14 protein-coding genes and 1 other RNA gene are annotated in these 13,002 nt (G+C 60.9%); 4 read left to right on the top strand and 11 right to left on the bottom strand.

The genetic code is table 11. From position 1 onward, the window contains the following. Nucleotides 1-111 precede the first annotated feature (111 nt). The 5 genes from JHX88_RS09995 to JHX88_RS09975 are packed head-to-tail and all read right to left on the bottom strand — an operon-like array spanning nucleotide 112 to nucleotide 4,320. Nucleotides 112-432, bottom strand: a complete 321-nt coding sequence (locus JHX88_RS09995; protein ID WP_076524210.1) for a DUF2190 family protein — start codon at nucleotides 430-432, stop codon at nucleotides 112-114. A 1-nt stretch (nucleotide 433) separates the two neighbouring features. After that, nucleotides 434-649, bottom strand: a complete 216-nt coding sequence (locus tag JHX88_RS09990) for a phage head-tail joining protein (RefSeq protein WP_076524212.1) — start codon at nucleotides 647-649, stop codon at nucleotides 434-436. Further along, nucleotides 649-2,442, bottom strand: coding sequence for a hypothetical protein (locus JHX88_RS09985; RefSeq protein ID WP_076524214.1), 1,794 nt, complete (start codon nucleotides 2,440-2,442; stop codon nucleotides 649-651). Before JHX88_RS09985 ends, JHX88_RS09990 begins: the two co-directional genes overlap by 1 nt. After that, entirely contained in the window at nucleotides 2,435-3,757 is a 1,323-nt protein-coding gene (locus tag JHX88_RS09980; protein WP_076524539.1) for a phage portal protein, read from the bottom strand. Before JHX88_RS09980 ends, JHX88_RS09985 begins: the two co-directional genes overlap by 8 nt. 5 nt (nucleotides 3,758-3,762) lie before the next feature. Next, the gene (locus tag JHX88_RS09975; protein WP_076524216.1) at nucleotides 3,763-4,320 is read right to left on the bottom strand and encodes a hypothetical protein; all 558 of its coding nucleotides are present in this window, start codon (nucleotides 4,318-4,320) and stop codon (nucleotides 3,763-3,765) included. A gap of 212 nt (nucleotides 4,321-4,532) precedes the next feature. On the opposite strand from JHX88_RS09975, the gene JHX88_RS09970 reads away from it, so the two are divergent. Next, entirely contained in the window at nucleotides 4,533-4,739 is a 207-nt protein-coding gene (locus JHX88_RS09970; RefSeq protein ID WP_076524218.1) for a hypothetical protein, read from the top strand. On the opposite strand, the gene JHX88_RS09965 is transcribed toward JHX88_RS09970, so the two are convergent. The 6 genes from JHX88_RS09965 to JHX88_RS09940 form a co-directional block, all read right to left on the bottom strand. Continuing rightward, nucleotides 4,717-6,489, bottom strand: coding sequence for a phage terminase large subunit family protein (locus JHX88_RS09965; protein WP_076524220.1), 1,773 nt, complete (start codon nucleotides 6,487-6,489; stop codon nucleotides 4,717-4,719). The genes JHX88_RS09970 and JHX88_RS09965 overlap by 23 nt on opposite strands. Continuing rightward, complete coding sequence (locus JHX88_RS09960; RefSeq protein WP_076524222.1) at nucleotides 6,486-6,950, bottom strand: hypothetical protein; 465 nt, start codon at nucleotides 6,948-6,950, stop codon at nucleotides 6,486-6,488. The genes JHX88_RS09965 and JHX88_RS09960 overlap by 4 nt, the downstream gene beginning before the upstream one ends. Nucleotides 6,951-7,278: 328 nt before the next feature. Further along, complete coding sequence (locus tag JHX88_RS09955; RefSeq protein WP_076524224.1) at nucleotides 7,279-8,826, bottom strand: DNA primase family protein; 1,548 nt, start codon at nucleotides 8,824-8,826, stop codon at nucleotides 7,279-7,281. Further along, on the bottom strand, nucleotides 8,819-9,367 hold the full coding sequence (locus JHX88_RS09950; protein WP_141225781.1) for a hypothetical protein: 549 nt from the start codon (nucleotides 9,365-9,367) through the stop codon (nucleotides 8,819-8,821). Before JHX88_RS09950 ends, JHX88_RS09955 begins: the two co-directional genes overlap by 8 nt. A gap of 158 nt (nucleotides 9,368-9,525) precedes the next feature. Continuing rightward, on the bottom strand, nucleotides 9,526-9,741 hold the full coding sequence (locus JHX88_RS09945; protein ID WP_141225782.1) for a hypothetical protein: 216 nt from the start codon (nucleotides 9,739-9,741) through the stop codon (nucleotides 9,526-9,528). 64 nt (nucleotides 9,742-9,805) lie between these two features. Next, nucleotides 9,806-10,924: a tyrosine-type recombinase/integrase gene (locus JHX88_RS09940; RefSeq protein ID WP_076524229.1), complete on the bottom strand. Its 1,119-nt coding sequence runs from the start codon at nucleotides 10,922-10,924 to the stop codon at nucleotides 9,806-9,808. A 152-nt stretch (nucleotides 10,925-11,076) separates the two neighbouring features. Between JHX88_RS09940 and dusA the strand changes: the two genes are divergently transcribed. The 3 genes from dusA (at nucleotide 11,077) to rpmG (ending at nucleotide 12,991) form a co-directional block, all read left to right on the top strand. Further along, a complete protein-coding gene (gene dusA / locus JHX88_RS09935) occupies nucleotides 11,077-12,036 on the top strand; it encodes a tRNA dihydrouridine(20/20a) synthase DusA (protein WP_076524542.1) in 960 nt (319 codons plus the stop codon). Between the two features lie 127 nt (nucleotides 12,037-12,163). Continuing rightward, nucleotides 12,164-12,558, top strand: an RNA gene (gene rnpB / locus JHX88_RS09930) — RNase P RNA component class A. A gap of 265 nt (nucleotides 12,559-12,823) precedes the next feature. Continuing rightward, nucleotides 12,824-12,991 carry a 50S ribosomal protein L33 gene (gene rpmG, locus JHX88_RS09925; protein ID WP_076524232.1) on the top strand — a complete coding sequence of 56 codons (168 nt, stop codon included), beginning with the start codon at nucleotides 12,824-12,826 and terminating at the stop codon, nucleotides 12,989-12,991. Nucleotides 12,992-13,002 lie beyond the last annotated feature (11 nt).

Raw genomic sequence — 13,002 nt, 5'->3', positions numbered from 1 at the left:
AGTGCGCGCGGCGAGGCAAGGAAACTCGCCGCGCGCTGGCAGTGGAAGGGGCAGAACCACCGCCGGTAGAGGCCAGGTAAAGGAGAAGGAAAACCCCGGCCTATCCGTGTATCAGTTGTTCAACCGGACGCGGCAGACCGTTGCCGCCGCTGCGGCGGCCTCGACCACGTGGCCGACCAGGGTGTTGCCTGTAGCCGTGCTGGTGATTTCGGTGCCGGTCCAGTAAGCTTTGACGCCTTCCGTCAGACCGGTCCCGGCTACCTTGGGCAGGTCAAAGACACCCTCCACGGCAACGGCAACTTTCCGGCCTTCTGCGGCGTCCGTGGCGGCCACGCCGAACAGTGCGCCAATAAGGGCAGCTTGCCCTGAAACGAGGCCGCCGGTCGGGGCTGTGAGGTCAATAGTGCTTCCGTTCTGAACATAGTTTCGCATGTCAGTAACCTTTGCTGGTTCGGGGGTAGATGATGCGGCTCGGGCGCAATCCCTGCGCCGCAGAGATCCGGTCTTCGAGGCTGGCGATTGCAGCGGCCATTTCGGAGTCAGACCGATAGGTGACAGACTTGTCGCCATGCCTGACGGTCAGCGCGCCGCTATCTCGGGCCTCCAGCAGCGCCTCGAGGCGCTGCTGCATTTCAGTCACGCTGGCCATTACGCGCCCGTTGCGTGGTCAAGGCGCGTCCAGGATCTCCACTCCATCCAGCCCAAGCCGAAGGGGTGACGAATCTTGAACTGGACGGCATCGGTATCGAAATTCACGCGGCTATCGGTGAACGGGGCCTCTTGCCCCTGCAAGAACACCCGCACAGCGCCGTCCATGCGGGCGGGGTCGGCGACCAGCCACGATTTCGCGGGATCGGTGAGGCGAGGCTCCACAACCACCTGTAGCTTGCCTGCCAGAGGGTTCACGTCAGCCACGGCGGACGCCTGAATCTGGGCAAGAAGCCGCAGGGCGGTTTCCTCGAAATCGGAATGGACAAGCCACTGGCTGGGATACACGCCGATGATGACGCCGCCCGCGCCTTTGCGCTTGGCCATTCCCGAGCGGAAGCCCATGACTTGCGCAACCTCCGTAGAACCGTCCAGCGTGAGCGTTTTCACGTTGCCCCGGCTGGCGTCGAATACCGCAGTGTTGTCCGACATGGTCGGCCCGGCATGGCTGGCCTGTTCCACGAATGCCACCTGCCGGTCGGCGATCTCGGCAGCCATGCGTTTCCCGAATTGCACGCCATCATTTCCGAGGCGGGAACCGGCATTGATCGTGAGTTCATACGATTTCGAGGTAATGCCCCCGATAACGGCAACGCTGACCTTTTCACCGGACTCATGGACAAAGCTGTGCTTGTACTGACCATTTTCCAGCCGGTCAGCTATGGCCAAAGTCGTCCAATCCGCCAGTGCCCGCGTTTCAGCGTTGAACGTGCTGACAGTATCGCGACCGAACAATGCGGCGATGGGCGCGGCGGCAGCTTCCATTTCCCGGCGCATGGCCAGGTTGAAGGTGCCGCCAGCGATGATCGGAAAGTCACTGGTCGTCGCGGCCCGGCGGATAACTTCGGCGTCGGACAAGCCAAGCGTGTTGATCCCGTGGTTCCGGCACAGCCGTTCGGCCAGGGCGCGTTCCCCCTGGGCGAAAACTTCCGCAGCTTGGCCGGTAGGAGCCTCTCCACGGTTGCGGGCATCGTAGAAGCCAATGACGGCGCTGCGCAGCACTTCCGGGTTATCCAGCGTCTGATCGTTGTGCCCCCGGTTCACGGTGCGGATCGTGGTTTGCCCGGCTTCGATGGACGCCAATGCAAGGCGCATACGATCACTATCATCCGCTTCACTGGCGCGCAGCACTTCGCGGACGTTATCAGGCACGCCAGCGGCCCGGCAGACAGTATCGAACTGGTCTGCCGTCATGCGGGTCGGCTCGGTGGTATCGGTAGTTTCAAGAACTGGATCAGGCATCTGATTTCCTCGGATTCGTGAATTGGGATCGGCAGGATTCACCACGAAACTGCCTTCGATGAATTTGCCGGAGAGGGCGCGGCGGATGGTCCGGCCTGCGGAGTCCGTGTCCTTGCGCCACTTGGTCACGGTGAAGGACACGGAAAAGCCGGTTTGGGCACCGTCGGCGAGGTTCGCGGCGATTGCCTCATTGTCGGCCCGGCTGGACAGTTTCCCGTCGGCAATAAGGGCCGTGACGCCGCCCTCGAGGCGTTCGGTGCGGAAATTCGAGAGGGTGCCCACGGTGTCACGGGCAGAGCGGGAATGATCCATTTGCAAGGGCAGGCTTTCCGGCCAGCCGTCTGCACCGAAGGAGGCCAGATCCAGCACTTCGATATGCGAGCCCCGTTCGACCGGTGCATCGGTGGCGACCACGACCGTAAAGGTCCGGCTTTCCGGGTCATAGCTGTTCGGTCGGGCTTGCGCCTGGAACCGGCGGATCGGTTCAGTCATCGGTTTCCTCCATGGGGGTAGGGCCAGCCGTTCCGCCGCTGGGGCGGTTCGTGTCTGCGGCGATCTCATCCATGACCGTTTCAGGGTCGCGGCCTCGGGCGGCGATAATCTCGCGGCGGGATTTCAGCCCGGCGTCAAGCAATGCGATTTCCGCGTTAGCTTCTTTCATCGGGTCGACCTGGGGCCAACTTGGCTCGATCCATCCGGGGGTGATGATGCCGCCAGCAGTGCGACCGGCCAGCCGTTCGATGCCATGCCAGCGGCGGAACACCGGAACCAGTAGCCCTTCGATCAGCAGCACCTTGCGGGTAGCCTCGGCCTTCCTGCGAGCGGTCAGGGCACCACCCCGGAATGACGAATAGTTGACGCCTTCCAGATCCCCGATCAGGTCTTCATAAGTCACGCCGATGGCGGCGGCGATTTGGCGGTAAAGGATCTTCATGAAGGCATCGAAATCGGGGCTTTCGGGGCCGCGCACCGTTTCCACCGTCTCACCGGGACGTGCCCGGATAATTGCCCCCGGTTCCAGAGATGGATTGATTTCCCCATCAAAGGCGTCGGTGCCGTCCGTGCTGGTGAAAATAGCTGTCAGCAGGGCGCTGACCTGCAATTGCTTTAGCCGTGCCTCAATCGCAATGCTGGCGTTGTTCAATACGGGCAACACCGCCACCAGCGGGCTAATGCCCCGGACCTGACCTGGGAATTCCGATTCATAGACGTGCACCACGTCGTCCGCGTCGAACCGCTGGGAAGCGGTGACCGTAGCGAAGGGGTCGCCAGGTGCGTTCGGAAGGATCCAATATCCGGTAATGACGCCGCGCCCGTCTCGTTCCACGCCGCTGATGATTGCGCCGCCATCATTGCGCGGTTCATTCTTCGACCGGTCGAGTTGTTCCGGGTCAAGGATCTGGAATGCGTACTGGCCCGACACAACGCGATGCAGCCCCAGAATTTCGCCAGCGATGGCATGGGAGCGGATTGCCGCGCGCTGGATTGCCGTCGCGCTCATTTGCCGCGAGGGGTCCAGTCGTGCTGTGTTGAACCGGAAGTCGAGATCGGAATCATCCGTATTCAACCGAACGCCGCTGCCAACAATCTGCGAAACCAGCAGATTGACGGCTGACCGAACGACGCTGTCGTTCATGTAGAGGCCCGCCACGCGCTGCGCCACGGTCTGCCCCGCGCCCCGAATATCAGCCGCACCCGATACGCCGCGAGGATCGTCGGGCCAGTTATCCGATGCAGCATTCACGGCTCGGGTGACAGCCGGGGCCGGTCGGGTGCGGGTCAGGAAACGGGAGAGGGCGGTAAACATCGTGATCACCGCGCCAGAAAGCTGCCGTTCAGGCCAAGGTCATCGGCTGCTTTCCTCGCCCTGCGAAGAATGGGCGTCAAATTGAGAAGGGCAAGGGTGCGGCCTTCTCTGTTATCGTCTTTCCATCCGTTCGTTATCTCCGACGTGATCTTGGCCAAGCCGCCAGCCTTCGCAAATGGGACAGCCGCCAAAGGCTCATCATTCCCGATGTCAACATCAGTATATGCCGCCAGCCAAACATCCTCGCCCCTCTCGAAGATCTCGATAGCTTCCCGCATCGCCTGCGGGTTGCCTTCGATAAATGCCTTAGCGACATCGCGGTCCATGGAGGCCGAACTGACAAAACCGTCCGCCGTGGCTGCCATGATGGCCTCGACGGGCAGGTATCCAGAAGCGTCGCGCGCGGCTTCGTATTGATTCCGTTCATCGTCCGTCAGGCCAATGCCCAAATCACGCGTGGATGCATTGACGCGCGGCACCTGATGCCTGCGCGCAAGCGTCTTGAACAAATTTTCGTTCAAACCGGAAATCGCAAGGAAATGGCGGCGCGGCAGGAAGGTCATCTCGAGTCCCCTTGGGTTGCGGGTTCATTTGACCCCAACATACCCGCCGCCACAATTGGTGTCAAGTGACCCCAGTAAAGGCGATGTATCCGGCCTAGAAAAGGATTGTCTGTTTGCGGAACGCAAACGCATTTGCAAAACGTCAACAAAAAACGTGTTGAATCAATGTGTTAATTGAGAAATGATGGCGGCGGCTAGAAAAGGAGATGCCAATGACCGCCGAAGAAGTCGCCGCCGAAGACGCCGCGCTAACCGCAGAGACTACCGCGCAACTCGCTTTCCTCGAATCGGCCCGCGCCGCCGGGGATCTAGACCGGGTGCTGGAACTGATGGGCCGGGCGATAGAGCCGGGCGACGATCCCCGGCTCACCATGGGTCTAGCGGCACTGCGCCGGATCAGCGCATCCAGTTTGATTTAATCAGGGCCTTGGCTTTCGGCGCGGCGTCGAGAACACCGCGCCGCAGCTGATCTGCTCGCTCAATCCAATCCACGCGCATCACCTGACGCGCTGCGATGGCATAAACCATGCAATCTAACGACTCGGCTCGCCGACCGGGAATGCGCTCGAACCGACGGACGGGCATTCCTTTCACATAACGGACTACAAGCCGCTCCGATGCCACCTGCGCGAACCACTCGCCGGGCAGGTCGTCGCTAAACCTGACCGCCCCCACCTTCGCCAGCAGGCCCAGGACGTGCGTCTTGATTCCGTCTACGCCCAGCAGCCATAAGCGGCCCTTCGCCGTCTTGCTCTTGCTGCGCTCGATCCATGGGCGCGCTCCTGCAACGCCTTTACCCGCCATGATCTTGCGGCTGGCACGGGGCGCACAGAAGGACACAACCCGCTCCATGGTTACGCCATCGCCCGCGTCAATGACTGCCGCGTCGATGCCGATTTTAGCGCCACAGGGATGGGGCCAGCGGGTCCGCAGCACGGTGTCCAGTTCGGCCCATGTCGTGTCGTCCGCCGGATCGCCGGGGATGATTTCATGCGCAAGCGCGAACAGGCTGCCGTCCTCGGCCCAGCCAAGTAGGGTCATTTCTAGGCGGTCACGCTGGACGTCGATTCCGGCGGTGATGACCAGGACGGCTTCTGGGATGGCATCCAGCCCGAACCGTTCCGCTCCGTTTGCAAGGGCCACGTCATCGACTTCCTCGGCATCGACCTTCCAGCCCTGCGCCAAAATCGTATTCACAAAGGTTTGCAGCGTGGTTGGATCGCCCTTCGCGGTCACGAATTCGGTCGCCAGCTTGGCCCAAGATGCATTTGCCAGCGTGGAGATCAGCGCATTCATTCTAAACCCGGCATGGCCCTTCACCTCGGGACGCTGCGCCCGCCATCGGCCTTTCGCGACCATGCCGGGCTTATGACGCTCATCAATCACGCACCCGCAATGCGGGCAGACGTAATGCGCGCGCTCCGGCTCGCCCTCGGGCCACTGAATATCTTTCCACGTGATTTCGTGGAAATCGCCGCACTCGGGGCACGGAACTTCATAGATTCGCTGATCGCTGGCCGCATAGGCGCGCAGGACATGGCTTGTGTCCTCAAAGACCGGCGTTGACCCGGTGATGATCTTGCGGTCCGCGAAACTTAGCGTGCGCCGCTCGGCCAGCACCAGCGGGTTGCCTTCCGCTGTGATTTCCATTCCGTCCGCCTCGTCTATCAGCAGGACGCGGACGTTGTGGCGGCGCAGGTTTCGGGGCGCGCGGGCGGCAACAACCTTGAGACTGCCGCCGGGGAAGCGGCGGGATAGCAGCGTGTTGCGCCCACCTTCGCCGCCGTCATCGTCCAGCAGTCCCGCCAGAGAGGGCGAGGCTGAAAAGATCGGTTCAACATCGCTGACGATGTAATCGCGGCAATCCGATTCCGTGGGAAGCAAGGCGAGGATCGGTGCCGGGTCGTTAGCTACATATCCGGCCAGCGCGCCAGTCAGCAAGGTGGTGAACCCGACGCGGACCGGCTTGACCAGCGTCACACGCTCGATGGTGGGATCCCCGATGGCGTCCGCAATCTCGACCTGCGGCGGCCACAGACTGACCGGGCCGGGCAGACTCGACACACCCTCGGGCAAATGAACGTGCGACTCAATCCATTCCGACAGGCGAAGCCGGGGCGGCGGGATCAGGGCGCGCAGGGCATTGCGGCGGATCTCGGCGATATTCATTCTGCGGCCTCCGCAAGCCTTTCCAGCGCCCGGCGCAGTTCCGCGTCAATGGCTTCAACATCATGCGGGGTCAGGTGCGCCAGTTTTTGCCGGGCACGCGAAGGGACCGCTAGAACGCCAGACCGGACCGACCGCAAAACGTCCTGCCACTCGCGCTCGACTTCTACGGCCTTGACCAGTTCACCGCGCAGCGCGGCGTTCTTAATGGCCTGGGCGTCGGCCTGCTCCGAGGCCAGCCGGGCGCGTTCGCGGGACAGGTCCAGCGCCGATTCCTGATCGCCCCGGCCCGCTGCCGCCATGCGCAAATGCTCGCAATAGGTCCGCACGGACTCGACCCTCGCATACTTGCCGGTCGAAACCTTTACGATATGGCCTGCGGCGGCATGTTCCCGAACCTTGCGGTCGCTGATGCCCAGCATGTCAGCCAATTCCTGCGCCGAACATGTATCACCAGCGCTCATGGCAGCGGCCCCCCTATAGTGTTTTTGAAGCGACTGAAATGGCGCGGCGCTGCGATACCCGCATTGACGGTCCCCAGAAGGACCCGCTGACCACTCCGAACCTCCTTGGCGAAAGGCCGGTCGGCTCGGCTAGGGATGACGCCATGAGGTGACGTGAAACGGCCATGGAAAACCTGACCGGTAGGGTGCGTGTAGCACTTGTAGCACTTTTCCCCTTTATCACCCGTCATGCGTTTTGTTTTCGCGCGTGCGCACACGTAAAAAACCCTGAAAACCCTTAGACGGGTGATAGAGGGAGAAAGTGCTACAAGTGCTACAAGGATGGGTATCATGGGAAAGTTGCTCCCGTTTTCAGGCGAAATCCGATGACACATGATGTAGGGTTGTCACGGCTCGACGGACGCGTCCGCTTCACTTCGACGTTGCCTTCTTCGCCGAGCGCACGGGTCATGGCTGTCTGCGTCCATTGCTTAGCGCCTTGCGCTTCACGCCACGTCCTGAACGCAGGGTAGATTTCACTGGTGGCCGTCTTGGCGTCGGGGTCCGGCACTAGGTATTCGGAGATGAAGTTTGCGACTGCGTCTTCGTCATCCATGTATTCGGCGCTGGCTTGTTTCACGACCTGGGGTGGGTTCAGACCCTGACGCCGCCACTCCACGGCCCCATCAATGGCCCAGCGCAGTATTGCAGGCCATTCGGCGCGCAGCTTGTCCTGTAGTCTCGGATCCTGCTTTCCGCTGTTGGCGAGGAAGGTTGCCCGAAAGGGGACCAGCAGGAACCGCTCCCGCATCGCAGTATCGACGCCCTTGAAGGCAGGCCGATTATTGCCGCTGATGAACAAGGTCGACTGTGGTCGGAAGGTAAAAGAGTTTTGCCTCATAAAGTTGGCGCTGATCTCGTCACCGCCAGTTAGAGACTTGAGAATGTCATCATTCCATGTTGCGCCTTTGGGCAATTCGTTGGCCGCGACAAGGCGGCGACCGTGCAGCTGCGCAATAGACTCTCTATGCCGTTGGAACTGTTGCTGGACGAAAATATCGGAACCGACCGTGAGTCCGTATTCGGCGCAGATGCTTACAAGTGTATTGACGAATGTTCCTTTGCCGTTGCGGCCCCTGCCGTAGAGGAACAGCAACTTGTGTTCTTCCGTCAGTCCCGTGATGGCATACCCGGCTGCGCGCTGCATGAACGAAATCAATTCCCGGTCAGGATCGCCATTGTCATCGGGGAATGTGGACTCCAGAAATCGGGTCCAGATCGGCGCATGTGTGCCTTTCGGGGCCGGGGTAACGGCTGTCGACTTCGTGATCATATCTGACCGCATCGCTGCCCGCAGAATGCCGGTTTTCAGATCCACCGTGCCGCCCGGCGTGCCCAATAGCAGGTGATCGCTGTCAAAGGCGTCCTGGCTGGCGATGCTCGACCAATTCGAGCGGGCCATATTGTAAACGGCTGTTGTCGTCCGATGTGAGCGCAGTTCCCGCACCAGCTTATCGGCCTTGCGTGTGTTGTCGCCGACCGCATCTGCCCTTATCTCTGCTGCCTTGACCTTGAGGAAATCCCGAACACGGGCAATAGCCACGACGAAGGGGGCTCTGACCCATCGGGAACCGTCCCAAAACAGCCAGCAGTCCCAATCCGCCACATATCTGGCGTTTTCGTCCCATTCCCGTATGCCGAGTTCTTCCGCCAAGCTGGCGTCGGTAATTTCTTCGGCGGTGTTGACCTGTGCACCATAAAATGCGCCACGGGACGGGGGATCGGTTTCCTGCGGGTCTATCGGGTCATAGGCATCTTGCCGGGGATCATCATCCGGTGCCCAATCTTCACCACATGCTGCGGCGGCATCGGACGCCCACGGGGCACGGTCAGTCATGGCCCGGCCCCCCGATCTTGAACTTGCGGGCCAGCTTGTCGACGGTTGCCGCGACTCCATCCCCCGTGACAATGGCGATCAGGCCGGTGAGTCCTTCGCCTTTCACGAAATCCTGTGCGCCGGTTAAGGTGCCCGACCAGCAGTCATTGGGGTGAACCAGCACCCATAGCCCGTTTTCCTGATCGCGCAGTTCAAAAACGCCATGCTCATTGAATTGGCCGCCCGGCAGGTAGTGCGTGAGCGCCTTTTCCCGGCGGCGATGCAGATGCGAGTCGATCAGCCAGACCGGCGGCAGGTCATAGAGCATCTGCCGTTCAAGCCCGTCGCTGACCTGCACGTCGCTGTAGATTTCGGCCAGCGCCTCAAGGGATTCGCGGGCAGCAACCGGGCGGCCATCCACCAAGAGCGCATGCGCGTCTCCGACCGCGCCTCGCGCCGTCACAAGCATCACCTGTTCGGCGGCGCTAAGCATCGGCGTGCCCGGCTTTATGCGGGTCCGGCGGGGTGGTTTTGCTTTGCGCGAATCGAGTTTGTTACTCATAGCGTCCGGAGTCCATCTGGGTTCACCTGACACCATACCTGCCAGCAAGTTCGGGGTCAAGTGAACCCAAATGAACTCGGAATGGTCGGGCGACTTAGCCGGAACGAAAAAACCCCGCGCAAGGCGGGGCTTGGGCAAGACAAGTTGATAAAGGCGGGTTACTTCCGCACTTGCCCTTCCAATTCATCAGCCATGATATCAAAGGGATCGTGTCCTGCCGCTTGCGCATCTCCAGCAGTTTCGTCGCTGATTGTTGATGGCTCCCCCACCGGATTTCCATCACGAAACACCCGCACCTGCCAAACGCCATCTATAAGGATGGCTTTAATTGTATATACGCTACCGCCATGTTCGAATTCCCGGATTGTTTTCAAGTGATCCCCTCCTTGGCTATGGGTGCCAATGATTTGAAAGATGCATGAATTGGTCAACAGAAAACTACTTCCGGGCGGATTTCAGCGCCACGACCTCTGCCCCGCCATCCGTCGGCGCGACACGGGCCAGCCATGGCCAGCCCTTCCACTTGTCGCCGGTCGCCCGCAGGTGGGAATACCGCTGCAAAGACTGCCAAGACCTGTGCCCGGACACGCTGGCCGCCTGCGGGATGGTGCGGCCCATCTCAAAGAGGCGGGAAACCCCTTCGTGCCGCAGATCGTGAAAGTGCAAGTCTTCAATTTCAAGGAACCGGCAGGCGCGTGTAAACGACGCGGTGATTGCATCGGTTGAGAACGGGAAGATCCGTTCGGACTTTCTCGGCATCGCTCTTGCAATGGCCTCGGCCTCGGGCGTCAGATCCACCCACGTGTCATTTCCGATCTTCTGGCCGGGGTGTTTCATGTCCCGGACAAGAACCCGGCCCGGTTCTAGGTCGGCCCATGTAATGCGGGTGATTTCTTCTTGCCTGCGTGTTGAGAACAAGGCGAAAGCGACGATCATGTGCATCGGCATCGACCGGCCATGCGTGTGTTTGTCAGCGAAATGCTGCATTAGCTTGTCCAGTTCCGCCATGGTTGGGCGGCGGTCCCGCTTTGTGCTTTTGGCGGTAATGCCCATTCGGCGCATCACAACATGCGCAGCCTTCATTTCTGACGGGTCCAGCGGCATGCCCCACATCGGACCGGCGACGGCGAAGATGGCGGCAAGGTGGGAAGTATAGTTCGCCACGGTCTGCGGCTTCCGTCCCCCGTCCAGAAGCTCCTGCGCGAACGCCACCACATCCTGCGACCTGATGGCACCGCAGGGCAGAGCGGCTATCTCATACGTCTTGATGGCGGCCAGGACCTGCGCCTTGGTCTTGCCGATCTGCCGTTCACTCTCGGCGATATAGCGGTCTATGGCATCCGCCAACGTGACGCCGCTCTGTCGCTTCCGTGCGACCTTGTCGAAACCGCCCGGCTTATTGGCCTCGGCTTCTTTGCGGCGCAGCCATGCCTCCGCTGCGGCCCGGCGCTCGAATGTCGATGACGCGGACGTTTTGCGACCGTCTCGCATAACTCGGATTTGTGCGGTAAACACGACTTTGCCGTCCTTCAAACGGCGCTCGGTGATGGTGCCCATGATTTGCTAAAATCCCTTGCTGATTTTTGCTAATCTTAAGCAACCTGAAAACCGAAACAAGCAAAAACCGTTAGAAATCAGCGGGAATATGACTGAAAAAGAGACGATCAAATATGGCCCAAAACGGCAAAAACCTCTATAAAAACAATAACATGCTGTTATCTGTGGCCCCGATGATGGACTGGACGGACCGGCATTGCCGGGTTTTCCATCGGCTGATGTCGCGGCGGGCATTGCTTTATACCGAGATGGTGACCGCGCCGGCGATCATTCATGGCGATCGGGCGCGGCTGCTCGATTACGACGCGGTCGAACATCCGGTAGCCTTGCAACTGGGCGGATCGGATCCGGCAGAACTGCGCGAGGCGGTGCGTGCCGCCGCCGATTGGGGTTATGACGAGATCAACCTGAATGTCGGTTGCCCCAGTGATCGCGTGCAGTCCGGCTGCTTCGGGGCCGTTCTGATGAAATCACCTGAACTGGTCGCCGAATGCGTGGCCGAGATGATGGCCGTCAGTCCGGTCGAGATTACGGTGAAATGCCGCATTGGGGTGGATGAACAGGAACCGGCCGAGATCCTGCCCGCATTCCTGGATACCATGCGCCGCACGGGTGTCCGCCGTATCGCCATCCATGCCCGCAAGGCGTGGCTGCAAGGTCTCAGCCCGCGTGAAAACCGGAACGTGCCGCCGCTGGATTACCCGCTGGTTCACGCGATGAAGCCCGCCTTCCCCGATCTGGAGCTTTCAGTAAATGGCGGGATCGACAGTCTCGACGAGGTGCGTGCGCATCTGCGGGTGATGGATGGGGTGATGGTCGGCCGGGCGGCCTATCATCAGCCCTGGGACATGCTGGGAAGCGCCGACAGGCTTTGGGGCGATACCCCGGCTTTCGGCTCGGCGCTCGAGGTGGCCGAGGCGATGCGGCCATATATCGACGCTCATCTGCGGCGCGGTGGGCGCCTGCACCAGGTCACTCGCCATATGTTGGGACTGTTCCACGGCCAGCCCGGGGCAAGGGGATGGAGGCGAACCCTCTCCGAGGGAGCTTCGAAAGGCGGGCTCGAGGTCTATGATTCCGCCTTGGCCCAAGTCAGCCGGATAGCCGCGTGACCGACAGACCCGGTGCCGTCGTCGCATCTTCTTCTTTGTCCAAGAACCTCGGGGGAGCGCCCCGGAACGGGGCGCGGGGGCAGCGCCCCATTGACCGCCCGCCCCATCCCCGCCATATCTGCCATGCGCGGAGGGCCGGATGACCGCGCGGTCGCTTGCCGCGAGGGAAGGGACCGCGAGGAAAGTCCGGACTCCATGAGGTAACGGTGCCGGGTAACGCCCGGCGGGGGCAACCCCAGGGATAGCGCCACAGAGAACAGACCGCCTCCCGCTTGCGGGCGGCAAGGGTGAAACGGTGGGGTAAGAGCCCACCGGGGGGCTGGCAACAGTCTCCGCATGGCAAGCCCCACCGGGAGCAATGCCGAATAGGGATCGCGCGCGGGGAAACCCGCAGGGCTGCCTTGCCCCAGCAGATCCGGGTAGGCAGCTAGATCCGGCCGGTAACGGCCGGACCAGAGGAATGGTCATCCATCCGGGGGCAACTCCGGAGGACAGAATCCGGCTTACAGGCCCTCCGCGCGATTTACAGTGTTTCGACAATTCGTTGAATCGCCGAAACGCTGCAGTCTTTTGTCCCGTCGCATTTCCGGACGCAAAACCGGTATCCACTTTTGCTGGAAATGCTTTTAGGCTGCATTTTTTGCATAGCAGCCTTTCGAAGCTGAAAATGCCGGGATTTTCAGCGATTCCCGGTTGACTTCATGCACGGCCAGACTACAAGGCGGGCTTCAAACGAATTCTACGGGGTCTGCGCCTAGCTGCTTGCCCCGAAGCAGGAGCGACGATTATGGCGAAGCCGACGACCATCAAGATCCGGCTCAATTCCACGGCCGGAACCGGGCATTTCTACGTGACCAAGAAAAACGCCCGTACCATGACGGAAAAGATGACGGTCCGGAAATACGACCCGGTCAAGCGTCAGCATGTCGAATACAAGGAAGGCAAGATCAAGTAAGATCTGCCTTT

This window comes from Paracoccus saliphilus (assembly GCF_028553805.1).
GTDB classification, from domain to species: domain Bacteria; phylum Pseudomonadota; class Alphaproteobacteria; order Rhodobacterales; family Rhodobacteraceae; genus Paracoccus; species Paracoccus saliphilus.
The sequence above is the reverse complement of the archived record's forward strand: the minus strand, read 5'-3'. Positions and strand labels throughout refer to the sequence as shown.

Bases quoted from the DNA above. Each gene is read 5' to 3' on its own strand.
- JHX88_RS09995 (WP_076524210.1), bottom strand. From the start codon at position 432: ATGCGAAACTATGTTCAGAACGGAAGCACTATTGACCTCACAGCCCCG.
- JHX88_RS09990 (WP_076524212.1), bottom strand. From the start codon at position 649: ATGGCCAGCGTGACTGAAATGCAGCAGCGCCTCGAGGCGCTGCTGGAG.
- JHX88_RS09985 (WP_076524214.1), bottom strand. From the start codon at position 2,442: ATGACTGAACCGATCCGCCGGTTCCAGGCGCAAGCCCGACCGAACAGC.
- JHX88_RS09980 (WP_076524539.1), bottom strand. From the start codon at position 3,757: ATGTTTACCGCCCTCTCCCGTTTCCTGACCCGCACCCGACCGGCCCCG.
- JHX88_RS09975 (WP_076524216.1), bottom strand. From the start codon at position 4,320: ATGACCTTCCTGCCGCGCCGCCATTTCCTTGCGATTTCCGGTTTGAAC.
- JHX88_RS09970 (WP_076524218.1), top strand. From the start codon at position 4,533: ATGACCGCCGAAGAAGTCGCCGCCGAAGACGCCGCGCTAACCGCAGAG.
- JHX88_RS09965 (WP_076524220.1), bottom strand. From the start codon at position 6,489: ATGAATATCGCCGAGATCCGCCGCAATGCCCTGCGCGCCCTGATCCCG.
- JHX88_RS09960 (WP_076524222.1), bottom strand. From the start codon at position 6,950: ATGAGCGCTGGTGATACATGTTCGGCGCAGGAATTGGCTGACATGCTG.
- JHX88_RS09955 (WP_076524224.1), bottom strand. From the start codon at position 8,826: ATGACTGACCGTGCCCCGTGGGCGTCCGATGCCGCCGCAGCATGTGGT.
- JHX88_RS09950 (WP_141225781.1), bottom strand. From the start codon at position 9,367: ATGAGTAACAAACTCGATTCGCGCAAAGCAAAACCACCCCGCCGGACC.
- JHX88_RS09940 (WP_076524229.1), bottom strand. From the start codon at position 10,924: ATGGGCACCATCACCGAGCGCCGTTTGAAGGACGGCAAAGTCGTGTTT.
- dusA (WP_076524542.1), top strand. From the start codon at position 11,077: ATGCTGTTATCTGTGGCCCCGATGATGGACTGGACGGACCGGCATTGC.
- rpmG (WP_076524232.1), top strand. From the start codon at position 12,824: ATGGCGAAGCCGACGACCATCAAGATCCGGCTCAATTCCACGGCCGGA.